Raw genomic sequence first — 24,167 nt, 5'->3', positions numbered from 1 at the left:
ACTCCGTTCATGGATGTGAACAGGTCGGGCTGGACCGCATCGTCGTGGACGCGGAAAGGAGTCAGCGGTGCATTTGCTGGACTGGATCATGGTGTCCGCGTATTTCGTGCTGATGGTGGTGATCGGACTGTGGTCGCACAGCCGGGTCAACACGGTCAGTGACTTCTTCACCGCCGGCGGGAAGATGCCGTGGTGGCTGGCCGGTATTTCCCACCACATGTCCGGCTACAGCGCGGTTCTCTTCGTCGCGTACGCGGGCGTCGCCTACACGGACGGCATCACCGTCTACTTCTGGGGCATGGCCAGCATCGGGATCGGCGTCGGCATCGGCAGCTGGCTGTTCGCCTCGCGGTGGAACCGCCTGCGCTCGAAACTCGGTGTCGCCTCGCCGCTCGAGTACCTGGCGAAACGCTTCAACGTGCCCACCCAGCAGGCCCTGGCCTGGAGCGGCAGCCTCCTGAAGATCTTCGACATCGCGGCCAAGTGGTTCGCGGTCGCGACGATCCTCAACGTCTTCGCGGGCGTGCCCTACACCTGGGGCATCATCATCACCGGCACGATCACGCTGATCTACTGCACCGTCGGCGGTCTCTGGGCCGACGCGCTCACCGACTTCGGCCAGTTCGTCATCCAGGCCATCGCGGCGATCGTGATGCTGTGGGTCGTGCTGGACAAGCTCGGCGGCGTCTCCGGACTGTGGACCGTATGGGGCGACCTCCCGCCCGCTCACCTGAACCCGACCACGTCGAAGTTCACCACCGTGGTGTTGCTCGTCTACGTGCTGGTGAAGACGCTGGAGTACAACGGCGGTATGTGGAACCTGGCGCAGCGCTACATGGCCGCGCCGAACACCTACGAAGCCCGTCGCGGCGCACGGCTCTCCTCGATCCTGTACCTGGTGTGGCCGCTGGTGATGATGTTCCCGATGTTCGCCGCCCCGCTGCTCATCCCGAACATCTCGAACCCCAACAACGCCTACGCGATCATGACCACGACGTTCCTCCCGCCGGGTCTGGTCGGGCTGGTGCTGGCCGGGATCTTCTCGCACACCATGGCGATGGTCTCCTCCGACGCCAACGCGATCTCCGCGGTCATCACCCGCGACATGATGCCGGTGCTGTGGAAGAAGGCCCGCAACTTCACCGATTCCCAGGGGCTGCTCGCGGCGCGGATCTCGACGGTGGTCTTCGTCGTGCTCACCATGGCGGTGGCCACACAGGCCGAGAAACTCGGTGGTGTGCTGGGTATCGTGGTGCTCTGGGTCGCGGCGCTGATGGGCCCGATCTCGGTACCGCTGCTGCTGGGGATGCTGCCCGCGTTCCGCCGATCCGGTTCCCGCGCGGCGCTGATCTCCTGGGCGGGCGGTCTGCTCGCTTACGCGATCGCTTACTACGGCTACAACGCCACTCTCGCGGTCACCGTGTCCACCCCGATTTTGGTCTCGCTGGCGCTGTTCATCGGGCTCGGCTACCTCATGCCCGAGCGCAAGGCCACCACCGACGAGATCATCGACACGATCGACCGTGACGACGACGTCACATCCAGCAAGTCGCAGGACGGCACCACCGTGCCCGCCTGACCGGGCCCGTACCCGGGACCATCCACAAAGAACGAAAGAGAAATCCATGGCACAGCCCAAGATCGAACTCGACGGCCTACTGGCGTTCCCCCTGACCCCCTTCACCGAGGGACTGGAACTCAACCTCGACGCGTTCGCGGAAAACGTCGAGAGCCATGTGGCCGCCGGAGCCGGCGCGCTGTTCGTCGCCTGCGGTACGGGCGAATTCAGCTCGCTGTCCCCGGAAGAGCACGCAGCGATCCTGCGTAAGGCTCGTGAGGTCGTTTCCGGGCGTGTGCCCGTGTGGGTCGGGGCGGGCGGCGGTGCCGCGTCGGCCCGTGCCGGGATCGCGGCGGCGGAGGCGGGCGGCGCGGACGGCGTCCTCCTCCTGCCGCCCTACCTGGTGACCGGTCCGCCGTCCGGGCTGGTCGACCACGTCCGGTACGCCGTCGGGGATTCGTCGATCCCGGTGATCGTGTACCACCGTTCCACCGGCGTGTTCACCCCGAACTCGGCCGTGGAGCTGCTCGACATCCCGTCGGTGGTCGGTCTCAAGGACGGCTTCGGCGACGTCGAGCTGATGAGCCGGATCATCACCACGATCCGGTCGGTCGACACCGACCGGGCCCGGGAGTTCCTGTTCTTCAACGGTCTTCCCACCGCGGAAGTCTCCGCGCGCGCCTACGCGGCGGTCGGCGTGGCGCGGTACTCCTCGGCCGTGCACTGTTTCGCCCCCGAGATCGCGGCCCGGTTCCACCGCGCGCTCGCGGAGAACGACGACGCCGTCATGGAGGCGCTGCTCGCCGGGTTCTACCTGCCGCTGGTGGCGTTGCGCGACGAGGGACAGGGCTTCGCCGTGTCGCTGGTCAAGGCCGCCGCGCGGCTGCGTGGCGACAAGGTCGGCTCGGTCCGGCCGCCGCTGGTCGAGCCGACGGCGGACCAGATCGCGCGGCTGGAGAAGATCGTCGACGACGGATTCGCCGTCCTCAAGTCCGTCGGGACCGGTGCCTGAAGATGAAGGTTCTCGACGTCGTCCTGACCCCGGTCGCCTTCGCCGACCCGCCGCTGCTCAACGCGATGGGCGTGCACGAGCCCTTCGCGCTGCGCGGTGTCGTCCAGCTGATCTGCGAGGACGGTGTGGTCGGCCTCGGTGAGTCCTACGGTGACCTCGCGTTTCTCGAGCAGGTTCGCAAGGTGCTGCCGGAACTCAAGGGACAGGACGTGTTCGACCTGCCCGGCCTCCGTCGGAAGGTCGCCACCACGCTGGGCGAGGTCGTCTTCGCCGACGCTCACGGGCTCACCGGCGGATTCTCCGTCAGCAAGACGGTCGCCAGCGTGTACTCGCTGTTCGAGGTCGCCGCGCTCGACGCCCAGGGTCACTACCTCGGCAGGCCGGTGGTGGACCTGCTCGGCGGCAAGGCGCGCGACGCCGTCGACTTCTCCGCCTACCTGTTCTACAAGTTCGGTGCCCACATCGGCGCCGAGGAGGACTCGTGGGGCGAGGTGACCACGCCGGAGGCGCTCGTCGGCGAGGCGCGGCGGATGGTCGAGGAGTACGGCTTCCGCTCCATCAAGCTCAAGGGCGGTGCCTTCGACCCCGACCAGGAGATGGACGGCATCCGCGCGCTCGCCGAGGCGTTCCCGGACCACCCGCTCCGCATCGACCCGAACGCTGCCTGGACTCCCGAAACCGGGATCCGGGTGGCCGAGGAGCTCGACGGTGTCCTGGAGTACCTCGAGGACCCGACTCCGGGCATTGAGGGCATGGCCAGGGTCGCCGAGAAGGCGAACATGCCGCTGGCCACGAACATGTGCGTCGTGCGCTTCGCGGACATCGAGCCCGCCTTCCGGCAGCGAGCGGTCGGCGTAATACTTTCGGACCATCATTACTGGGGTGGCCTGCGGGACACGCAAGCCCTCTCCACCACGGCGGAATGCTTCGACGTGGGGCTTTCCATGCATTCGAACAGTCATCTCGGGATCAGTCTGGCCGCTATGGTGCACGTGGCCGCGGCGACGCCGCACCTGACCTACGCCTGCGACACCCACTGGCCGTGGAAGACGGCCGACGTCATCGCCCCGGGTGCGCTGGAGTTCGTCGACGGTGCGGTCGCGGTGCCCGACAAGCCGGGGCTGGGGGTCGAACTCGACCCCGACGCGCTGGCACGGGCCCATGAAGACTATGTCCGAAGTGGACAGACCAAACGGGATGACGTGACCTATATGCGGAAGTTCGTCGGAAACTTCGAACCGAACACGGCACGGTGGTGACGGGGTGAAGGTCACCGGATACGCCTACCCCTGGGACGTCGTCGACGATCCCGGGTTCGTCGAGCGCGTACGGGAACTCGGCGTCGACGAGGTCGCCGTCGCCGTGTCGTACCACAGCGCCCGCGCGGCGACGCCCTGGTCGCCCGAGCGCACCTCGGTCGTCGCGCGCCACGCGGCGCTGTACCGGCCGGTGCGCGACGAGGCCTGGGGTGAGCTGAAGCCCGCCGAACCGGATTGGGTGGAGAGCCGCGACAGCGCGGGCGACGCCGTCCGGCTGCTGAACGAGGCGGGTATCCCGGCCGCGGCGTGGATCGTGCTGACGCACAACTCGCAGCTGGGCACGGAGTTCCCGGACTTCACCGTGCGCAACTGCTTCGGCGAGCGGTACCCGTGGGCGCTGTGCCCCGGCCAGCAGGCGGTCCGCGAGTACGCGGCGAACGTGACCGCGGAAAGCCTCGCGGGGCTCGATTTCGCCTCGGTCATCCTCGAGGCGTGCGGCCCGCTCGGCGCCATCCACCAGCACCAGCACGAGAAGACCGACGGCGTCTGGTCGCCCGCGGTGGCGCGGCTGCTGTCGGTCTGCTGCTGCGACGCGTGCCTCGACTCCTGGGCCGAGGCGGGCAAGGATCCGGCGAAGGCGCTGGGCAAGCTGCGTGCCGAGGTCCGGCGGCTGATCGACAGCGGTGACCTCCGCGCCACCGAGGACAAGATCCTGCCCACCCTGCGGCAGGTCCTGCTCGACACGCGGCAGAAGGCGACGGACGCGCTTCGGCGTGAAGTGCTCGCGAAGATCCCGTCGGGGATCCGGATCGTGCTGCACGGCGCGATGGACCCGTGGGTCACCGGCGCGCTGCCCGGGCTGACGCCGTCGGTGCCCGACGACGTCGACGCGGTGGTCCTGCAGAACTGGGCACCCGGCCGCCCCAGCGTGGGCGCCGTCGGGACGGCGCGGGCGAAGCTGCCGCAGAAGGTCGCCGTCGGCAGCTACATCACCGCGGTGGCGGCGAGTCCGGTTCCCGACATCGAGGCCTACACCCTCGAGCTCGGCAAAGCCGGCGCCACCGAATTGCACCTGTACCACCTCGGCCTCGCCGGCCCGGGGCGCTGGGCGGACCTCATCGCCGCCGTCAGCGCCGCACAAGAACTCGTTTAGGAGAAAGAGAACCACATGAGCCAGGCAACGGAACCCGCCACGCTCGAACAGATCCTCGCGGCCGCCGCCGCTGCGGCAGGCACGGCGGCGGCCGCGACCCCAGCCCAGCGGGCCGAGTGGCTGAACGCGGCCGCGGACGCCCTCGACGCGTCCGCCGACGAGCTGATCGCGCTGGCCAACCAGGAGACGCACCTCCCGGCCTCCCCGCGTCTGCAGGGGGAACTGAAGCGCACGACGTTCCAGCTGCGCCTGTTCGGCGAGGTGCTGGCCGACGGTTCGTTCCTCGGCGCGACCGTCGATCACGCGGACGCCGCGTGGCCGATGGGGCCGCGTCCGGACATCCGGCGGCTGCTCACCCCGATCGGACCCGTGCTGGTGTTCGCCGCCAGCAACTTCCCGTTCGCGTTCAGTGTCGCGGGCGGTGACACCGCTTCGGCGCTCGCCGCCGGGTGCCCGGTCGTGCTCAAGGCGCACTCCGGCCATCCGGAGCTGTCCGCCCGCACCGGTGAGGTCCTGCGGGAGGCGCTGGTCAAGGCCGGTGCGCCGGAAGGAATCTTCGCGGTCGTCTTCGGCCAGCAAAACGGCGTGACCGCGCTGAAGGACCCGCGGATCCAGGCGGCGTCCTTCACCGGTTCCGTGCCGGGTGGGCGCGCGCTGTTCGACATCGCGACCTCGCGGCCGTCGCCGATCCCGTTCTACGGCGAACTCGGCAGCGTCAACCCCGTCGTCGTGACCCAGACCGCGATCGACGCGCGCGGCGAGGCGATCGCCAAGGCGTACGCGGGTTCGTTCACCCTCGGCGCTGGGCAGTTCTGCACCAAGCCGGGGCTGCTGTTCCTGCCGGAGGGCCACGGGCTCGAGGACACGCTGCGCGAGGCCGTTTCGGCCATCCCGGCGCAGCCGATGCTCAACGAGCGCATCGCGGCCGGTTTCGCCGACGGGCTGGCGAAGCTGAGTGAGGTCGCGGGCGTCGAGGTGTTGTCGGAGTCCGGTGGCGCGGAAGGGATCTCGCACGGCGCGACCCTGCTCGCCACCACCGCCAAGGCCTTCCTGGCCGACGGCGACACGGTCCGCGAGGAGTGCTTCGGCCCGGCCTCGCTGATCGTCACCTACGCCGATCAGGACGAGCTGATCAGCCTGCTCGGCGTGATGGAACCCGGGCTCACCGCGACCATCCAGGGTGAAGAGTCCGATGTGGACTGGATCCGCCCGGTGCTCCCGTCGCTGACGCGCGTCGCCGGCCGTCTGCTGTGGAACGACTGGCCGACCGGCGTCACGGTCACCTGGGCGCAGGAACACGGTGGTCCCTACCCGGCGACCACCGCGCCGACCAGCACTTCGGTCGGCACCGCGGCGATCGAGCGGTTCCTCCGGCCGATCGCCTGGCAGGGCTTCCCCGACGCGCTGCTGCCGGAACCGTTGCAGGAGAACAACCCGTGGAGCCTGCCCCGCAGGACCGACGGGAAACGCTAGAAACCTCGTGAGTGGCAAGGATGGCGGGAACCGTCCTTGCCACTCACGAGTCATCATCACACGCCGCCGCCCCAGTTACCGTCTTTCGACCCCCTTGGGAGGCTCTGTCATGCCCGGATTCGGTTACGTGGACAGGAGAACGGCGTTGCGTGGAGGCGCGGCCGCGGCCGCTTCGGTGGCGCTCACGACCGCTCTCGCGAGCCCTTCGTCAGCCCAGCCCGCGTCTCCGGTGCCGTCGGGTACGTCCGCCATCGTCACCGGCTACCGCGAACTGCAGACCGGGATCAACCGGCCGTCGGCGGAACGCGCGGCCGCGCTGGCGAATCTGGACAGGGTCGCGAAGTCCTACTACGACAGCATGACGTCCGGCGGCGGTCCACTGTGGAAGGATCTCCCGCTCGGGCCGGGTAGCGAGTTCACGACGTCGATGTACGCGCGGCTTCGCGCGATCGCGGTCAACTGGGGCACCCCGGGCGGTGCGCTGGCGGGCGACGCGGCTGTGCTCGGCCGGATCAAGGCGGCGCTGGAACTGTTGTACACCAGCGATCAGTACAGTGAGAAGACCGCCGAGATCGGTAACTGGTACACCTACGAGATCGGCATTCCGCTCTACCTGCTGCACATCCTGTCGACGGTCGCGGACGAGCTGACCCAGGACGAACTCGCCAAGTACCTGAAGCCGGTGCTGAAGTTCTCCGGCAACCCGAACCTCCGCACGAACAACCCGAGCGTCGTCGAGACGGGCGCCAACCGCGCGGACAAGTCGACGATCTCCATCGTCTCCGGCGCGATGCTCGGCGACACCGAGCGGATCACCCGCGGCGTCGGGGCGTTCACCGACGTCGAAGGCGGGGGAGTGGCGAGTGTCATCGCCAAACTCCACCGCGCGGCGGGTGACGGCTTCCACACCGACGGCTCCTTCATCCAGCACGATTCGGTGCCGTACCCCGGGCACTACGGGATCGTCCTGCTCACCGCCGTCGCGTCCGCCATCCATGTCACCAAGGGCACGGAGTTCGAACTGGCGGCCGAGGTGCGCGAGGCGGCGTACGGCCTGGTGTCCGACACGTTCGCGCCGTTCGTCTACGCGGGCGCGCTGATGGAGTCGGTCCGCGGCCGCTTTCTCTCCCGGCAAGGGGAATCCGCGCACGACATCGGACATCAGCTCACCGGCGCTGTCGTGCTGCTGGCGCGGTCGGCGAGCGGGAAACGCAAGGAGGAACTCGGCGGGCTCGCCGCGAAGTGGATCACCGAGGACACGTTCGCGCCGTACCTGAAGATCCCCGACCCCGAACGGTTCGCGCCGGGCCCCGACCTCGTCGGCATCCCCGGTATCGAGTTCGCGCAGGAGTTGCTGGCGACGAAGATCCGGCCGACACCCACGGTCGCGACGCACCGCGTTTTCGGTCAGCAGGACCGGATGGTGCACGTCACCGAAGGCTGGTCGGCTTCGCTCGGTGTCGCCTCCACGCGGATCTCGCGCTACGAGTCGGTCAACTCGATGAACCTGCACGGCTGGTACACCGGCGACGGTTCGCTGTACCTGTTCCTGCCCAAGGCCAAAGGACACTTCACCGACGCCTACTGGCCGACCGTCGACCCGCTGTTGCTGCCCGGCACGACCACCAAGACCGGCGCGACTCCGGCCCTGGAGCAGGTGCCGCTGACGAGCAAGGACCACAGCGGCGGTGTCCGCTGGGACGCGCGCCATGGCGCGCACGCGCTCGACTTCGTCTCGCAGGACGGCACGCTGACCGCGAAGAAGTCGTGGTTCTTCACGCCTTCGGGGGTGGTCTGCCTCGGCGCCGGGATCACCGACACCTCCGGTGAGCGGATCCGCACCACGATCGAGAACCGCAACCTCGGCGAGAACGGTTCGGGTGTCCTGCTGGCCGACGGTCGCCTGGTCGGCGACACGGAATCGTTGCGGCGCAAGCGATGGCTGCATCTGGAGAAGGTCGGCGGATACATCCTGCTCGACGACGCGGACGTGACAGCGCTGCGCGAGGACCGGACGGGGAGCTGGCGCGACGTCGACAAGGGCGCCAACACCAAGGGCACCACGGTGCCGTACACCCGGCGCTATCAGAAGCTGGTGATCGAGCACGGCGCCAAGCCTTCGGGCGCGAGCTACGCGTACGCCGTCCTGCCCACCGCGTCGGTGTTGGAGACGATCGCGACGGCCTGGGCGTGGCGCGTGCGGTCCAACACCGCGACCGTGCAGGCCGTCCGGCTGTGGGACGCGACGCTGCTCGCGAACTTCTTCGCCGCCGGGTCGGTCGACGAGGTGTCGGTGTCCGGTCCGGCGTCGGTGGCGCTGGGACGGGGGAACAACGGCTGGCAGCTGGCCGTTTCGGACCCGACGCAGCGGCAGGACGTCATCAAGGTGACGGTGCGGCGCAAGACCTTCGAGGTGCCGGTGAAGGGCACCTTCGGCGCTACGCAGGTCGTCCGCGTTTAGTCGACTGGTCGCGGGTGTCGGGCGACACCCGCGACCAAGACATGTTCGTTTAGGTCAGGATCTGGCCTGAATGGCTCGTACGGTCCACCTCATGACCGACATCGAGCAGTTCCGTATCGACATCCCGCAGTCCGATCTGGACGACCTGACCGACAGGCTGGGCCGCACCCGCTGGCCGTCGGCGCTGCCCGGAGCCGAGTGGAGCCGGGGAGTGCCTGTCTCGTACCTCGAGGAGCTGGCCGAGTACTGGCGGGACGGCTACGACTGGCGCGCGTGGGAGAAGCAGCTCAACGAGTTTCCGCAGTACGTCACCGAGATCGACGGCCAGCGTGTGCACTTCCTCCACGTCCGCTCGCCGGAACCGGACGCGATCCCGCTGATCATGACGCACAGCTGGCCGAACTCGGTCGCCGAGTTCCTGAACGTGCTGGGACCGCTCACCGATCCCCGTGCGCATGGCCTCGACCCCTCGACGGCGTTCCACGTCGTCGCGCCGTCGTTGCCCGGCTTCGGTTTCTCGTCGTTCCCGGAACCGGCCGACGAGCGGCCGTGGGACATCGCGAGGGTGGCGCGGACCTGGGCCGAGTTGATGAGCCGTCTCGGCTATGAACGCTATGGCGCACACGGGAACGACGCCGGCGCGTTGGTGACGCCCTGCCTGGCCGTGCACGCGCCTGAGCACGTCATCGGTTCCCACATCACGTCCGGGCTCGGCGTGCCGATGGGCGATCCGGCCGATTTCGAAGGGCTCACCGAGCAGGACCAGGCCGATCTGACGGGTCTGATGGAGCGCTTCGCGGGCGGCAGCGGGTATGCGCCGTATCTGACGAACAGGCCGCAGACGCTGAGTTTCGGCTTCCTCGATTCGCCGGTAGCGCAGCTGGCCTACCTGGTCGAACGGTTCAAGGAGTTCGACGGCTGGCCGGAGGGCACCGTTCCCGTCGAGCCGATCGACCGCGATCTCCTGCTCACCAACGCGACGCTGTACTGGCTGACCGCGACCGGCGGCTCTTCGCTGTGGCCGTACTACGAAGGCGCGGCCGCGATGCCGATCGACCAGACCGTGGTGCCGACCGGCGTTTCGCACGGCGGGCCGTCGGTCCTGCGCAAGATCGCCTCGCGCAAGAACGACGTCGTGCGCTGGGCGGATCACGAAAGCCCCAGCCACATGGTGGCGATGGCCGTCCCGGACGACGTGGTCGCCGAACTCCGGGAGTTCTTCGGAAATCTCCGGCGGTGATGTCGAGAGGTGGTCGTCGGCTCCGACCCTGGGACGAAGCTAAAGTCAAGTGACCCCATGGAGGACCTGATGACCACCTCGTTCGAGACCGTGACCTCGGCCGACGGCACCCCGATCGCCTTCGAGCGCGCGGGGGAAGGCGCGCCGGTGATCCTGGTCGGCGGCGCGTTCAACGACCGGACGACCGTCGCCGGCCTGGCTTCGACACTGGCCCCGAACTTCGCCGTGGTCGCTTACGACCGGCGCGGGCGGGGCGACAGTGGCGCGGGCGCGGTCTATTCGGTGGAACGCGAGGTCGAGGACCTCGCCACGCTGATCGACCACGTGGGCGGTACGGCCGCGGTCTTCGGGCACTCGTCGGGAGCGGTGCTGGGGCTGGAGGCCGCCGCCAGGGGCGTCGCCATGACCAGCCTCGCCGTGTACGAGCCGCCGTTCGTCGTCGACGACAGCCGTCCGAGGCCCGCGACCGACCTCTTCGACCGCGTCCGCGCGCTGGTCGCCGCCGGTGACCGTGACGGCGCGGCGGAACTCTTCCTGGTCGAGGGGACGGCCACGCCGGCCGAGGTCGTCAAGGGCATGCGGGACGACCCTTTTTGGGCTTGGTTCACCGGCCTCGCCCACACGCTGCCCTACGATCTGGCCCTTTGCGGCCCCGGCAACGTCTTTCCCGCCGACAAGCTGGCCAAGGTCGCGGTGCCGACGCTGGTCATGGACGGCGGGGAGAGCGACGCCTGGATGAGGGCCGCCGCCCGCGCTGTCGCCGATGCCGTCCCCGGTGCCCGGTATGTCAGCGTCGAGGGTCAGGACCACGGCGTCCTCCAGCAGCCGGACGTTCTGCGCGGCCTGCTCACCGAGTTCCTCAGGTGACGACTTCCAGCAGGCCCATCGCGGCGTAGTGGTCGCGCGCCGCGTCGGGCTGTCCGATCCCGGCCAGCGCGCGGGCTTCCTGCAACCGGTAGCCGATCCGTCTCGCCGTTTCGAGCGCGAGGCGATGCTGCCTGAGCCCCGCCGACGTCTCGCCGAGCGCGCGGCAGGCGGTGCCGAGGCTGTTGGCCGCCATGGCCAGCAGCAGCGGATGGTTGAGCCGGGTGAGGATCTCGCACGCACGCTCGGCCTGCTCGCGCGCGTCGCCCGGCCGATCGGCGAGCAACAGCGCGTCGGCGTGGTCGATCCGGCTCCACGCCTCGCCGAACGGATACCCGAGATCCCGCGAGGCTGTGGTCGAGCCTCCGATGACCTCGAAAGCCTCCTCGAACCGGCCGAGCCGGGCGAGGACCAGGCCGAGCTGGGCCGAGCTCAGGATCATGCCGCGAGGTTCTTCGCGCAGCTCCACCGACCGCCGGGCGGCGGCCAGCGCGTCGTCCAGCCTGCCGAGGACCTCCTGCGCGTTGCTGAGGTTGGTCCAGAGCGTGGCGGCGGCATCGAGGCAGGCGGTCTCGTCCGCGACGGCGAGGCCGTCGCGGTAGAACCGGATCGCTTCGGGGTAGCGGCCGAGCATGCCGTGCAGAGCGCCCACTCTGGACAGCGCGATCGCCTCGGCCGCGCGGTCGCCGGACGCACGCACGACGGCCAACCGCTCCAGTGCGCAGTCCATTCCCTCGGTGAGCCGCCCGTTCTCCCACAACGCCAGGGTGAGGCTCGCCAGGCTCAGCTGGATCGCGTGCGCGTCGCCGGTCCGGCGGGCAGCGGTGACACCGGTGCCCGCCACGGCGAGCAGTTCGTCGAGGTGCCCGCTCTCCCGGAGGTGTTCCGCGGTGGCCGCGGCGATCCGCCAGGCGTGGTCTTCGTGACCGGTGCCGAGGGCGTGGCGGGTCACCGCGACCAGGTTGGCCCGTTCCGTCTCGTACCAGCCCGAGCCGACGCCGTCGCGGTAGTGATCGAGCAGCCTGCTCACCGCGGGAACCGATTCCTTGTCGACCGACAAGGTGCGGGCGTGTTCGGCGATCAGGTCGTGGAACGAGTACCGGCCCAGTGAAGGCTGTCTGAGCAGATGCGCGTCGAGCAGATCTTCCAGCAGGCTCTCGGCTTCGCGTTCGCCGATTCCGGCCAGCGCGGCGGCCGCGGGCACGCCGATGTCGGCGCCGGGGTTCCGGCCCAGCAGCCGGAACATCCGTTGTCGCCCGGCGTCGAGTTCCCGATAGGACAGCGCGAACGCCGCCGCCACGTCACGTCCGGCGACTTTCAGCTCGGCCAGCCTGTCGTGTTCGGAGCCCAGCCGTTCGGCGAGCGTCTCCACGGTCCACTGTGGACGATTCTGTAGCCGGGCGGCCGCGATCCGGATCGCCAGCGGCAGGTTCCCGCACAACGTGGCCACCCCCGAGTCCGGTCTCCCCGACGCCGCCGCGAACAGGGCGCCCGCCTGTTCGTCCGGCAGGACTTCGAGACTGATCGACGCGGCACCGTCGACGGCCGCCAGCCGCCGCCTGCCGGTGACCACGAGGGCGACCGTGGCCGAACCGGGAAGAAGCGGTCGCACCTGCTCGGCGTCCGCGGCGTTGTCGAGTACCACGAGCAGCGACCGGCCCGCCGTCCTCGTCCGCCACAGCTCGGCTCGCCGGTCCACGCCGCCGGGGAGGCGGCTCGCCGGGATGTCCAGCTGCCCGAGCAGGGCTTCGAGCGCGGTCTCGGGCGGGAGCGGTTCGCGGGCGGGGGAATGGCCGTGCAGATCCACGAACAGTTGCCCGTCGGGGAAATCTGCGGCGAGCCGATGCGCGGCGTGGACGGCGAGCGAGGTCTTGCCGACGCCCGCCATCCCGTCGACAGCCACCGGGCGGCCGAGCCTGACGGCGTCGAGGAGACGGCGGATCTCCTCCTCCCGGCCGGTGAAATCCGGGACGTCGTAAGGGAGAAAGCAACGAGCCTTGCCGTATTCCGGCTCGTCGCGGAGGATCCGCTCGTAGAGTTCGCGCAACTTCGGGCCGGGGTCGATCCCGAGTTCGTCCACCAATCGCGACCGCGCTGCCCGGTAGACGTTCAGCGCGTCGGCCTGCCTGCCCTGCTGGTGCAGCGCGCGCATGAGCAGTCCGGCGAACGGCTCCCGGAGCGGGTGTTCGGCGACCAGTGCCGTCAGTTCCGCGACGGAATCCTCGCCGGCGGCGATGTCCTCGTCGAGGCAACGCTCCACAACGGACAGACGTCGTTCGTCGAGCTCGTCGGCTTCCCCGCGTAGAGCGATACTGTCCACACCGGACAGAGCCGGTCCGTGCCAGCACTCGAGCGCCTCGCGGAACTCGCCGCGCGAGACGTGCTCTTCGAACGAACGAAGGTCGAAAGCGCGCGGGCGCAGGACGAAACCGGGTCCTTCGGCGGTCAGGACGTCTTCCTCGGCACCCGCGGCGACGAGGGCGCGTTTCAGCGCGGTGGTGAGGTTGCGGATCTGGCGGGTGGCCGTCGCGGGTGGCTCCTCGTCCCAGACGACGTCCACCAGCCGCGAAACCGAGACGACGCGATCGGCGCCGAGCAGCAACGCGGCCAGGATCCGCTCTTGCCGTGCGCCTGCCAGTTTCAGCGGCCGTGCGCCGATCCGGCACTGCACGGGCCCCAGAATCCGAAACTCCATCGGCACCCCCTCCCGGGAGGTTAACCGGCCGCGCGCTCGCGCCGGTGCGGAAGTGATGCAGCTGTGATGCGCCGTCCGGTGAACCTGCTGGTGGACGGAACACAGGACGTGATGAGGAGAATCCCATGCGCAAGCGGTATTACGCGGCGTTGGCCGGTGTGGTCGTGGCGGCGGCGGGAATCGGTGTGCCCGCCGCGGCGGCCGCGGGCGAGCAGAAGGCCGAGAGCGAGCGGCAGGCCTGCCAGCGCTCGTTCGACCGGGCCGTCTGGGAGGACATGGACAGCTACAACAAACGCGACGAGGCCCGCTACCGGGCGATCATCCACCGGAACATGGTCACCGTGGGGCGCAAGGGGCAGCTGTTCATCGGCTACGACGCCAACGTGCAGCCGGTGGTCGACGTGCAGTTCAAGCTCCCGTACGAGTACAGCATGCCGTGGACGGTGACCCACACCGTCGTCGAGAACTGCGCGATGGGCTTCGCGATCCTCGACGCCTACTACAAGGCGCCGTCGCAGAACATCGACAGGCACTACACGATCAGCCTGACGCTGGTCCGCGAGCACGGTAGGTGGCAGGTCATCAAGGACACCGTGACCGACGTCCTGCCCTGAGGAGTACCCCTACGGCTTGCGGCCCACGCCCGCGTACGGGAGTGAATTGATCTCCGGGTCGTTCGACATGTCGCCCGCCCCTTGGGGGTTCCACATCGCGCAGCCGACGACACCGGGTTCGATGAGGTCGAATCCGGTGAAGAACGCCTCCACCTCGTCGTGGGTCCGGGGGATGGGGTCGTTCTGGGTGCTCTTGTACGCCTCGATGGCCTCGTCGAGGCCGCTGGAGTCCGCGTCGGCCGCGACGTGCGAGATGGCGAGGAAACTGCCGGGGGCGATCCGGTCCCGGTAGCGGGCCAAGATCGCGTTCGGCTCCCAGGAGTCCGGCACGAAATGCAGCAGCAGCAACATGAACAGCCCGATCGGCTGGTCGAGGTCCAGCAGTTCCCTGGTCTCGGGGGCGTCGAGGATGTCGTTGGCGTCGCGGAGGTCGGCCTGGATCGCCGCGCACCGGTCGTTGCCGCGCAGCAGCAGTTTGGCGTGCGCGACGGCGACCGATTCGCGGTCGACGTAGACCACCCGGCAGGACGGGTCGATCTGCTGGACGATCTCGTGGAGGTTCCCGACGGTCGGGATACCGGAGCCGATGTCGAGGAACTGCCGCACACCCGCTTCCACCATGTGCAGCGCGGCCCGCCGCAGGAAGGCGCGGTTGAGCCGGGCCGCGTCGCGGATCCCCGGCATGATCTTCAGGATCTGTTCGCCCAGGTCACGGTCGGCCTGGAAGTTGTGGTCGCCGTTGAGCCAGTAGTCGTAGACCCGGGCGGGATTCGGCACCGTCGTGTCGACCTCGGGGGGTACCCAGCTCAGGTTCGAAGTCACCGTCGTCGCCGCCGTTCCGTTGGGAAACCGTTGGGGCACAGGAGTCTAGCGGGCACCCGCGGCCGGGTTGCCATCGTCCGATCGTGTGGATGTGCGGCGGTGGAACCCCGTTCGCCGCCCGGCGGTCCTAAGGTGACCGGGTTCAGCGCCGAGGCACCGGGAGACGAGCACGATGGCACCAACTCCGGAGGTCGCTGTCGCACCGGGCCGATGGCCCCTGTTGGGGCACACCGTGCCGATGCTCCGCGACCCGCTGAAACTGCTGTCGTCACTGCGATCGCACGGCGACGTCGTCCGCCTCGACTTCGGCCCGATGCCGGTCTACCTGGTCACGACCCCGGAACTGGCTTGGCGGCTGCTCGCCGTCGAAGCGGGGAAGTTCGACAAAGGAATCGTGTTCGACAAAATGCGGCCGTTGTTCGGCGACGGTCTCGCGACTTCCAACGGTGCCTTCAACCAGCGGCAACGGCGGATGATGTTGCCCGCCTTCCAGCGAAGCCGTATCGAACTCTACGCCGAGACGACGATGACGAAGATCGCTGTAGACCTTGCCGACTCGTGGAAACCGGGCGAGGTGGTCGAATTCGACCGGCGGATGCAGGATCTCGCGCTGACCATCTCCGGGCGCACGCTGTTCTCCACCGAACTCGGCGACGACGCGCTCGCCGAAATCCAGCGGTCGATCCCGATCATGCTGAAGTACGTCATGGTCCGGGCGTTCTCCCCGAAGTTCGTGGAGCGGCTGCCGATCCCGGCGAACCGCGAGTTCGACGCCGCGGCCGCGCGGCTCAGGCGGGTCATCGGCGACGCGGTCCTCAAGGCGCGCGAGAAGGGCGGCGATCAGGGGGATCTGCTGTCGATGTTGTTGCTGGCCAAGGACGACGAGACCGGCGAGACGATGACCGACCGGCAGGTGGAGGACGAGGTCATCACGATCCTCACCACCGGCGCCGAGACCACCGCCGTCGCGCTGGCGTGGTTCTTCCACGAGATCGGACAGCGGCCGGACGTCGAGCGCAGGTTCCACGCCGAGGTCGACGAGGTGCTGGACGGCGGCCCCGCGCGGTTCGAACACCTGCCACGCCTGGTCTACACGCAGCGGATCATCAACGAGGTCGTCCGCCGGACCCCGCCGGTGATCCTGATGCGGCGCGCGCGGGAGGACGTCGAACTCGGCGGGGTGCGCCTTCCCGCCGGTACCGAGGTCGCGGTCAGCCAGCACACGCTGCACCGCGATCCCCGCTGGTTCCCCGAACCCGGGCGGTTCGACCCGGACCGCTGGGAGCCGGAGCGGGCGGCCGAGGTGCCGAAGGGCGCGTTCATCCCGTTCGGCGCCGGCCCCCGGTTGTGCCCGGGCCACCAGTTCGCTCCCACGGAAATCGCCTTGGTGGCGGCGACGATCGGCGCCCGGTGGCGGCTGGAACCGGTACCGGGGGTGAAGGTCTTTCCCAAGATCAAAGCGACGATGCAGCCGAACCGGTTGCCGATGACCGTGCTGCCGCGAACCTCGGGCTGACGGTGAGCGTCCGACTACCAGGTGTAGGGTTCGTGCTCCTTCCGAGCGTTCCGATTCCGGAGAGGATTCTGTGAGAATGCCGCTCAAACTGGCCACGGCGGTGGCCGCCTGCTGCGCGCTCCTCGGTGGCTTCCTGGTCGCCGCCCCGGCCGCGGCCGTCGAGATCCGCTGTTCCGACCTGGATCTGCCGGTCACCGGCCCGCTCGGGGAACCGGCCACGGTGCACGGCCGGTTCTGCCTGCCGGACGGTCCGACGCCGGAGGCGGTCCAGCTACTGGTGCACGGCGGCACCTACAACAGCGCCTACTGGGACCTGCCCTACGACCCGGATCGCTACTCGTACCAGCGCGACATGGCCAAGCACGGCTACGCGACGTTCGCCGCGGATCAGCTCGGGTCGGGCGGGAGCAGCAAACCGTTCAGCCTCCCGCTCCTGCTGCCGGTGCTGGCGCGCTCGATGCACGAAGTGATCGGCCACCTGCGCGCGGGACGGGTCGGCGGCACGCCGTTCGGGAAGGTCGTGATCGTCGGGCATTCGGTCGGTTCGGGCATCGTCGCGGCCGAGGCGGCGACGTATCAGGACGTGGACGGCGTCATCCTCACCGGTATGACGCATCTGCCGTCGGTGCCCGCGCTGACCCTCGGTGTGCTTTTCGGCCTGCAGCCCGCTTTCGCGGACGACCGGCTCGGTTCACTCGGCAGCGATCCGCTCTATTTCACGACCAAACCGGGGGCGCGCGCCGGACTGTTCTACGCGACGGAAAATACCGACCCGGGCGTCATCGAGGCCGATGAAGCGACCAAGGACCAGGTTTCGGTCCCGGGAATGGGAACGGTCGCCGTGTTCGGCATCGTGCTGCCCGCGACGAAAGCGATCAGGGTTCCGGTTTTCCAGGCTGTCGGGGGTAAGGACATCCTGTTCTGCGGCCTGTTCGCGCTCCGGAACTGCTCGAGCGGAGAGACGCTGCGTCCGGCGGAAGCTCCGTACTACCGGCCCGAAGCCGAACTTTCCACGTATGTTCTGCCCGGTGCCGGACATTCGCTGGCGTTACATCGCAACGCGTCCCAGTATCGGGACGCCACCCGCGAATGGCTGAGGGACAAGGTCGGTGTTGCAGTACCGTAGGGTTACCACCCGATTGGGTGACCGGTAAACCGTGAGTATGGCCAGAGAATCGTGGAGGATGTTTCTCCACCACGGAATACGAAAACGACCCCAGGACCGGCGGACGTGACAGCCCCACTTCCGGACGGCGATGAGTTCTCCGTATCGCCGGACGCCCCGAAGAGAACTGCATCCTCGGCGTCGCCGAAGCGGAAGAATGCCGCGCCGACCCGGGCCACGCTCGCGCGCAAGTGGGCGTACCTGGTCACCAGCACGGCGTATCTTCCGTATACCCACGCCCAGATCGAAGAGCATTTCGCCGCGCTGCTCGACGAGGTGTTCGCGGCGGTGCTCAGCGACGACGCCGAGCCCGCGCAGGCCACCGAGGCCGGCGCGCGGCTCGTCGCGCTCAGATGCGTCGGGCCGGACAGCCTGCGTCGCACGATGGAGGTACTCGGCAAGGGGCTCTTGCACGAACCGGAGTTGCGGAGCGTGAAGTCGCTCCCCGAACGGGTGTTGCAGGTGCTCGGCGCGCTCGCGTCCGGCTACGGCGAGGCCTTACGCGAGAGCATCCAGACGCAGCAGGAGGATCTGAGCCGCACGCTGGTCACGCTCGAACGGGAGACCCGGCGTGAACTGGTGCTCACGCAGGCGCGCTTCGAGCAGTTGTTCACGGGTTCGGCGACCGGGGTGGCCGTCACCAGGGTGGACGGCCGTGTCCAGCGCGTGAACCCGAAGTTCGCCGAACTGCTGAACCGGCCCGTCGCGGATCTGATCGGGCTCAATCTCTACGACCTGGTCCACCCGGAAGACGCCGAAGGCCTGCGCGAGGGTTACCGGAAGCTGCTCGAAGGCGAGAGCCAGCGGCTCGAGCTGTCACGAAGACTCGTGACAGACGACGAAGAGCCGACGTGGGCGGGTTTCACCGGTTCGGTCATCCGCGATCCGGCGGGCGAGGCCCAGCAGTTGATCACGCTGGTCGACGGCGACACCGACGTCTCCCTGCTCCAACGGCAGCTGAGCCGCCAGGCGCTGCACGATCCGCTGACCGGCCTGCCGAACCGGCAGTTCTTCGGCACCCGCCTCGAGAAGGCGCTGCGGCACGCCGACCCGGCCTTCGGCGTCACGGTCTTCCACCTCGACCTCGACGGGTTCTCCCTGATCGCGGGCGGGCTCGGCCAGAAACAGAGCGACGACCTGCTGAAGAACGTCGCCGCGAAACTGCGGGTCGTCGTGGGCGGCGAAGACGCGCTCGTCGCCAGGCTCGGCGGCGACGAGTTCGGCATCCTCATCCAGAACACCGCCGCCAGCCCGGACGTCGCCACCGTCATCGGCATGATCAACCAGGAGCTGTCCGAACCGGTCTACCTCGAAGGCGGGAGCGGGGTCGCGGTGTCGGCGTGCGTCGGGGTCGTGCACCGGCCGCCGAGGGACATGCCGCCGACCGAACTGCTGCGCGTCTCCGACATGACGCTGCGCCGGGCGCAGGCCAACGGCTACCGGCAGTGGGCACTGTCCGACTCCGCCCTCGACACCAGGGAACGGCACGAGTTCAGCCTGGCCGTCTCCATGGCGGGTGCCTGGGAGATCGGCGAACTCGAGGTCAACTTCCGACCGTTGACCTGGCTGGCGGACAGCAGGCCCGCGGGCATCGAGGCGCGACTCGCCTGGAACCATCCCCGTCACGGCCGGATCGGTCACGACACCTGTGTCCGCTTCGCCGACGAGACCGGTCTCATCGTGCCGCTCGGCGAATGGCTCATCCGCACGGCGTGCGAGGAGGCGGACGACAGGCTCACGATGGTCGTGGGACTCACCCCGCACCAGGCCGCGGATCCGGATCTCGTCGGCTCGGTGCGGAGCGTGCTCGCCGCGACCGGTCTGGGGCCGTCACGGCTGCGGCTGGGCTTCCCCGCCGGTGCCGTGCTCGCCGACCTCGGGGAGACCGTCGACAACCTGCACCTCCTCGAGGAGATCGGCGTGGACGCCGAACTGCAGGACTTCGGTGTGGCCGGTGACGTCGTCTGTCTCGTGGACGTGCCCGTGCGGACGGTCCGGATCGCTCCACGGCTGGCGGAACGGCGGACGGAACCGCTGGCCGAACGGTCGCTGCGGAACCTGATCGAGACCGCGAACATGGCGGGCGCGACGGTGATCGCGGACGGGATCGACTCGACCGGCGACGCAGGCTGGTGGCAGTCCGTCGGTGCCCACATCGGGGCGGGCCGGTACTTCGGTTAGGCCGTTTGCCGCAGTGGCGCGGCGCTAAGTTACCCGAGGGTTGACGTGCGCGGGTGGATTGGGCAACATCCCAGGTCCTCACACCGTGTCTCGGAGGCATTCACATGCAGGTCGGCCCGAGGCGTGGACGGCGTTCCAACGCGCCCGTCGTCGTCTTGAGCCTCCTGCTGGTGGTCGCGCTCGGCGCTTGGTGGGGTGTCGACTATCTGCGGGCCCGGTTGGCGGGTAACGGTTGTGACGCGCTGACGCCTGTCGAGATCACCGCCGCGCCCGACGTGGCGCCGGTGCTCACGCGGCTCGCGGCGACAGTGCCGCAAGAGGAATGCTTCAGTGTCAACGTGACGGCGAGCGAGTCGGCCGAGACCGCCGACCTGCTCGGGACCACCACTTCCGGCGGTCCCGACGTCTGGATCCCCGAGTCCAGCACGATGTTGTCGCAGGCCAGGGACGCAGGCGCATGGAACCTGCCCGAATCCGGTCAGTCGGTGGCGAATTCCCCGGTCGTGCTGGGACTTCCCGACGAGACCGCGCGCCGCTTCGGCTGGCCGGGGAAAACCCCGGCGTGGCAAGAGATCCTCGACGGTTCCCCGGTCGGGATGCCGGATCCGGCCCGCGATCCACTGGGGATCGCCACGCTTCTCGGCCTGCGGAAGCTGACCGAGAAGGCGGCCGATCCCGCCGCGGCCTTCACCGCCGTCCTGCGGAAGCTGAACCCGGCGCCCGGACAGTTCCCCGCCGCCTTCCCGGTGACCGAACAGGCCGTCCTCGCCCGGAATCTGGTGGCGGCCTACCCGGGTGTCCCGGTGCAGGGGTTCGACTATCCGTACGTCGTGCTGCCCAAGGCGTCGGAGGCTTCCCGGGGAGCGGCGGAACGCTTTCTGCGGCTGCTGCTCGATCCGATGGCGGGCGCGACTTTCGCCGACGCGGGATTCCGCGCCCCCACCGGGCAGTTCGCCGTCCCGCGGGCACAGGACGGCCGGACCGATCCGGCGCCGCAGCCGCCCGGTGCCCCGCCCGTGACGGAGATGTACGCCGCGTTGCAGGCGTGGGCGGGGACGAACCTGAGCGCCCGGGTCCAGGTGCTGCTCGACGTCTCCGGTTCGATGGCCGCCGCCGTCCCGGGTGCGGGGAAGAGCCGGATGGAACTCACGTTGCAGGCCGCGACGCAGGGGCTCGGGCTGTTCAAACCCACCACGGAACTGGGCTTGTGGCTGTTCTCGACCAAATTGGACGGTGACAAGGACTACCGCGTCCTGTTGCCGATGAAGACCATCGCCGAACAGACGACCTCGGGCGGTGTCGGACAGCTCCAGGCGGTGCGGCCGAAATCCGGCGGGGCGACAGGGCTCTACGACTCCATCCTCGCCGCGTATCAGAACGCCAGGCAGAACTGGAAACCCGGCCGGATCAACCTGGTCGTCGTCCTCACCGACGGCCGCAACGAAGACAGCGACACGATCGGGCTGCCGCGGCTGCTGGAAGAGCTGGGGAAACTCCAGGATCCGCGGAAACCGTTGCCCGTCATCGGGATCGGCATCGGACCGGATATCGACGCGTCCGAACTGCGGCAGGTTTCCACCGCCACCGGCGGGGATTCGTTCACCACCCCCGATCCGCGGAAGATCTCGGACGTCTTCTACCAGGCGCTGAGCAAGATCATGTGCCAGCCGCCGACCTGCAAGAATTGAGGAAAGACGTGGTTGTCCGGGGGAAGAGACCTTCGCCGGTCACGATCGCCGCGATCGTCGCCGGCGTGATCCCGTTCGTCCTGCACGCGTGGGCCGCGCTGCGCGGCAGCCTGGCGCAAGACGATTTCGTCATCACCTACCACGCCGCGAAAGCGGGCCCGTTCGACTTCGGCTACTACTTCCAGGACTACCACGGCCATCTCGCGCCGGGCGGATTCCTGCTCGCCGATGTGCTGACAGCCTGGGCGCCCCTGAACTTCGCCGTGCTGATGGCGCCGGTCCTGGCGATGCAGGCGGCCGCCTCGGTGCTGTTGTGGACGGTGCTCGTGCGCTGTTTCGGGCGCCGCTGGGGGATTCTCGTCCCGTTCACGCTGTTCACGACGTCGACCTTGCTGCTCGTCCCGACGCTGTGGTGGGCGTACGCCATCCAGATCGCGCCCGTGCTGCTGGCCACCACCGCGGCCCTGCACGCGCACGTGCGGTATCTCGCCGACGGCGGGCGCTGGGCGATCGCCACCGTGGCCTGGACCGTTTTCGGGCTCGCCTTCTACGAAAAGGCGGTGTTCATCCCGCTGCTGCTGGCCGGGATCACCGTGCTGCTCGGGGTTTCCCTGCGTCGTCATGTCGTGCTCTGGGGAGTTCTCGTCGCCGTACTCGTCGGCTACGCGGCCGCTTTCCTGGCGCTGACCACGAGTCAGGTCGGGCAGGGCGGCGGGCCGGTCACCGTCGGCACGGTCGCGGACATGACGGGGCGGATGCTCGGCGACACCCTGGTGCCGGGGCTCGCGGGCGGACCGTGGTCGGGGCCGGGTCCCGGCGCGACGTTCGCCGCGTCCCCTGTCGTGGTGCGGATTCTGCTGCTGCTCGCGGCCGTGGCGGTGCTGATCGCCGGGGTCCGGGCGGGCGGGCTCCGGGCGCGGAAGGCGTGGCTGCTGCTGGGCCTGGTGTTCGTGGCGGACATCGGGCTTTCGGCTGCCACCCGGCTCACCGAAGTCGGCCCCGAACTGGGCAGTGATCCGCGCTATGTCGCGGATCTGGCGCTCGTCGCCGCGTTGTGTCTCGCTTTCGCCTTCCTGGAGCCCAAACCGTTCGACCGGGTATCGGATCCGGTGCCGTCCAAGGCGAAACGTCCACTCGCCCTGGCGTTGTGCCTCGCCCTGATCGCGAGTTCCGCCGTGGGTTTCTCCAGGCTGGCACCGGGATTGCGGTTCGAGCACTCCCGGGAGTTCCTCGCCAACGCGCGGGCCTCGATCGAACGGGATCCCGATCTCGTCCTGTACGACACGGCGGTGCCGAACGACGTCCTGCACGGCTGGTTCGGCGAGAACGCCCGCACGTCCCGGGTGGTGGGCTTGATCCCGGGCTTCCTGTTCGACCAGCCGACGAGCCGGATGTCCCTTTTGGACGACTCGGGTACCGCGAGGACGATCACCGGCGTGGAATCGATTTCTCGCGGCCTGCCCGGTCCGGTGGCGGGCTGCGGGTACACCATCGGCGAGAACCCTGTCCGGGTTCCCTTGGACACACCCGTTCTCGGCCGCCACCTGTTGCGGATCGACTACTTCACCGCGGATGGCGGCGAGGGTGTCGTCGACCGCGTGCCGGTCTGGTTCCAGCCCGGCCTGCACACGATGTACCTGCCGATCGAGGGCCTGTTCGACAAGATCGACTTCCGGTTGTCCGCGAAGGGCGCTCCCGTCTGCCTCGCGAAGGTCGACGTCGGCAGGCCGCTCACTCAGTAGGGGTCGTACGGGCTGTCGTGGCCGAAGATCTTCGCCACGGGGGCCAACCGCAGCCGCAGCAGGATCTTGATCCCGACGTTGCGCAGGAACCACGGCAGCTGGGCGAGTACGCGCAGCCTGTCCTTCGTCGACGGCGGGGTGAGCCGGAACCGGGCCATCGACGTCGCGCGGTCGAGGTAGGTGTAGCGCCGTCCGAAGAGGACTTTCGCGATCGTGCCAAGTGTGACGCCGATCGAGGAAAAACAGTCGTGGACCAGGATTTCCCCACCGTCGATCAAGTTCGTCGACCAGCGCAGATCGTCGGTGTAGGTCCAGTAGTCGTGTTTGCCGTCGATGTAGAGCAAGTGGATCGGGCGATCCCAGTGTGGCCGGAGCTTCGTGCTGTACTCGGCTACGAGTTCCACGACGTCTTCGACGCCCGCCGATCTCATGTTCGCCTCGAACCGTTGGCGTGTCGGCGATCCGCCGAACAGCCGCCCGTCGACGAACGGGTCGACCGCGACCACCACGGCGCCGACTGTCCGGGCCGCCATGGCGAGCACGATCGTCGAACGGCCTTGGTGGCTGCCGATTTCGACGACGAGGTCGCCCTTGTCCAGGCGGCACGCCGCGTTCCACAGGGCAAGGCCCTGATCCCGCGTCATCCAGCCTTTGACGGGCTCGGCGTGCGACCACGCTTCTGCGAAACCGTCTGTCATGGGCGCATAGTAGCCACGTTTCCGCC

General features: G+C 68.9%; 17 protein-coding genes. 14 read left to right on the top strand and 3 right to left on the bottom strand.

The genetic code is table 11. The features are described from left to right. Positions 1–67 precede the first annotated feature (67 nt). From HDA45_RS04475 to HDA45_RS04440, 8 genes are all read left to right on the top strand, one after another. Positions 68–1,579, top strand: coding sequence for a sodium:solute symporter family transporter (locus tag HDA45_RS04475; protein ID WP_184892091.1), 1,512 nt, complete (start codon positions 68–70; stop codon positions 1,577–1,579). 46 nt (positions 1,580–1,625) lie between these two features. Continuing rightward, positions 1,626–2,570: a 5-dehydro-4-deoxyglucarate dehydratase gene (locus HDA45_RS04470; RefSeq protein ID WP_184892089.1), complete on the top strand. Its 945-nt coding sequence runs from the start codon at positions 1,626–1,628 to the stop codon at positions 2,568–2,570. A 2-nt stretch (positions 2,571–2,572) separates the two neighbouring features. Further along, on the top strand, positions 2,573–3,829 hold the full coding sequence (locus tag HDA45_RS04465; RefSeq protein WP_184892087.1) for a glucarate dehydratase family protein: 1,257 nt from the start codon (positions 2,573–2,575) through the stop codon (positions 3,827–3,829). A 4-nt stretch (positions 3,830–3,833) separates the two neighbouring features. Next, the gene (locus HDA45_RS04460; protein ID WP_184892085.1) at positions 3,834–4,982 is read left to right on the top strand and encodes a hypothetical protein; all 1,149 of its coding nucleotides are present in this window, start codon (positions 3,834–3,836) and stop codon (positions 4,980–4,982) included. Positions 4,983–4,997: 15 nt separating this feature from the next. Then, positions 4,998–6,455: an aldehyde dehydrogenase (NADP(+)) gene (locus HDA45_RS04455; RefSeq protein ID WP_184892084.1), complete on the top strand. Its 1,458-nt coding sequence runs from the start codon at positions 4,998–5,000 to the stop codon at positions 6,453–6,455. Between the two features lie 109 nt (positions 6,456–6,564). Further along, the gene (locus HDA45_RS04450; RefSeq protein ID WP_184892081.1) at positions 6,565–8,916 is read left to right on the top strand and encodes a polysaccharide lyase 8 family protein; all 2,352 of its coding nucleotides are present in this window, start codon (positions 6,565–6,567) and stop codon (positions 8,914–8,916) included. Positions 8,917–9,007: 91 nt separating this feature from the next. Continuing rightward, positions 9,008–10,156, top strand: coding sequence for an epoxide hydrolase family protein (locus tag HDA45_RS04445; RefSeq protein WP_184892079.1), 1,149 nt, complete (start codon positions 9,008–9,010; stop codon positions 10,154–10,156). A 57-nt stretch (positions 10,157–10,213) separates the two neighbouring features. Then, positions 10,214–11,023: an alpha/beta fold hydrolase gene (locus HDA45_RS04440; protein WP_184892077.1), complete on the top strand. Its 810-nt coding sequence runs from the start codon at positions 10,214–10,216 to the stop codon at positions 11,021–11,023. Here HDA45_RS04440 and HDA45_RS04435 read toward each other — a convergent pair. Then, positions 11,016–13,715 carry an AfsR/SARP family transcriptional regulator gene (locus HDA45_RS04435; protein WP_184892075.1) on the bottom strand — a complete coding sequence of 900 codons (2,700 nt, stop codon included), beginning with the start codon at positions 13,713–13,715 and terminating at the stop codon, positions 11,016–11,018. The two genes, HDA45_RS04440 and HDA45_RS04435, sit on opposite strands and share 8 nt — an antisense overlap. Positions 13,716–13,840: 125 nt before the next feature. On the opposite strand from HDA45_RS04435, the gene HDA45_RS04430 reads away from it, so the two are divergent. Next, positions 13,841–14,329, top strand: a complete 489-nt coding sequence (locus HDA45_RS04430) for a hypothetical protein (RefSeq protein WP_184892073.1) — start codon at positions 13,841–13,843, stop codon at positions 14,327–14,329. 9 nt (positions 14,330–14,338) lie between these two features. Here HDA45_RS04430 and HDA45_RS04425 read toward each other — a convergent pair whose 3' ends face one another. Continuing rightward, on the bottom strand, positions 14,339–15,151 hold the full coding sequence (locus HDA45_RS04425; RefSeq protein ID WP_184892071.1) for an SAM-dependent methyltransferase: 813 nt from the start codon (positions 15,149–15,151) through the stop codon (positions 14,339–14,341). A 172-nt stretch (positions 15,152–15,323) separates the two neighbouring features. On the opposite strand from HDA45_RS04425, the gene HDA45_RS04420 reads away from it, so the two are divergent. The 5 genes from HDA45_RS04420 (at position 15,324) to HDA45_RS04400 (ending at position 23,443) form a co-directional block, all read left to right on the top strand. Beyond that, positions 15,324–16,667 (top strand): cytochrome P450, encoded by a 1,344-nt coding sequence (locus HDA45_RS04420; RefSeq protein ID WP_184892069.1) that lies wholly within the window; start codon positions 15,324–15,326, stop codon positions 16,665–16,667. Positions 16,668–16,743: 76 nt separating this feature from the next. After that, positions 16,744–17,793, top strand: a complete 1,050-nt coding sequence (locus HDA45_RS04415; RefSeq protein ID WP_184892067.1) for an alpha/beta hydrolase — start codon at positions 16,744–16,746, stop codon at positions 17,791–17,793. A gap of 105 nt (positions 17,794–17,898) precedes the next feature. Next, the gene (locus HDA45_RS04410) at positions 17,899–20,013 is read left to right on the top strand and encodes an EAL domain-containing protein (RefSeq protein ID WP_184892065.1); all 2,115 of its coding nucleotides are present in this window, start codon (positions 17,899–17,901) and stop codon (positions 20,011–20,013) included. Positions 20,014–20,117: 104 nt separating this feature from the next. Then, the gene (locus HDA45_RS04405) at positions 20,118–21,701 is read left to right on the top strand and encodes a substrate-binding and VWA domain-containing protein (RefSeq protein ID WP_184892063.1); all 1,584 of its coding nucleotides are present in this window, start codon (positions 20,118–20,120) and stop codon (positions 21,699–21,701) included. A gap of 8 nt (positions 21,702–21,709) precedes the next feature. Further along, on the top strand, positions 21,710–23,443 hold the full coding sequence (locus tag HDA45_RS04400; protein WP_184892061.1) for a hypothetical protein: 1,734 nt from the start codon (positions 21,710–21,712) through the stop codon (positions 23,441–23,443). Here the strand turns inward: HDA45_RS04400 and HDA45_RS04395 are convergent. After that, positions 23,437–24,141: a class I SAM-dependent methyltransferase gene (locus HDA45_RS04395; RefSeq protein ID WP_184892059.1), complete on the bottom strand. Its 705-nt coding sequence runs from the start codon at positions 24,139–24,141 to the stop codon at positions 23,437–23,439. The two genes, HDA45_RS04400 and HDA45_RS04395, sit on opposite strands and share 7 nt — an antisense overlap. Positions 24,142–24,167 lie beyond the last annotated feature (26 nt).

Source organism: Amycolatopsis umgeniensis, from assembly GCF_014205155.1.
In the GTDB taxonomy this organism is placed as follows: domain Bacteria; phylum Actinomycetota; class Actinomycetes; order Mycobacteriales; family Pseudonocardiaceae; genus Amycolatopsis; species Amycolatopsis umgeniensis.
Note: the sequence above shows the minus strand (reverse complement) of the source record. Positions and strands in the feature narration are given on the sequence as shown.

Coding starts and splice junctions, on each gene's coding strand:
- HDA45_RS04415 (WP_184892067.1), top strand. CDS start 16,744: ATGCCGCTCAAACTGGCCACGGCGGTGGCCGCCTGCTGCGCGCTCCTC.
- HDA45_RS04435 (WP_184892075.1), bottom strand. CDS start 13,715: ATGGAGTTTCGGATTCTGGGGCCCGTGCAGTGCCGGATCGGCGCACGG.
- HDA45_RS04440 (WP_184892077.1), top strand. CDS start 10,214: ATGGAGGACCTGATGACCACCTCGTTCGAGACCGTGACCTCGGCCGAC.
- HDA45_RS04420 (WP_184892069.1), top strand. CDS start 15,324: ATGGCACCAACTCCGGAGGTCGCTGTCGCACCGGGCCGATGGCCCCTG.
- HDA45_RS04455 (WP_184892084.1), top strand. CDS start 4,998: ATGAGCCAGGCAACGGAACCCGCCACGCTCGAACAGATCCTCGCGGCC.
- HDA45_RS04465 (WP_184892087.1), top strand. CDS start 2,573: ATGAAGGTTCTCGACGTCGTCCTGACCCCGGTCGCCTTCGCCGACCCG.
- HDA45_RS04445 (WP_184892079.1), top strand. CDS start 9,008: ATGACCGACATCGAGCAGTTCCGTATCGACATCCCGCAGTCCGATCTG.
- HDA45_RS04405 (WP_184892063.1), top strand. CDS start 20,118: ATGCAGGTCGGCCCGAGGCGTGGACGGCGTTCCAACGCGCCCGTCGTC.
- HDA45_RS04450 (WP_184892081.1), top strand. CDS start 6,565: ATGCCCGGATTCGGTTACGTGGACAGGAGAACGGCGTTGCGTGGAGGC.
- HDA45_RS04395 (WP_184892059.1), bottom strand. CDS start 24,141: ATGACAGACGGTTTCGCAGAAGCGTGGTCGCACGCCGAGCCCGTCAAA.
- HDA45_RS04430 (WP_184892073.1), top strand. CDS start 13,841: ATGCGCAAGCGGTATTACGCGGCGTTGGCCGGTGTGGTCGTGGCGGCG.
- HDA45_RS04470 (WP_184892089.1), top strand. CDS start 1,626: ATGGCACAGCCCAAGATCGAACTCGACGGCCTACTGGCGTTCCCCCTG.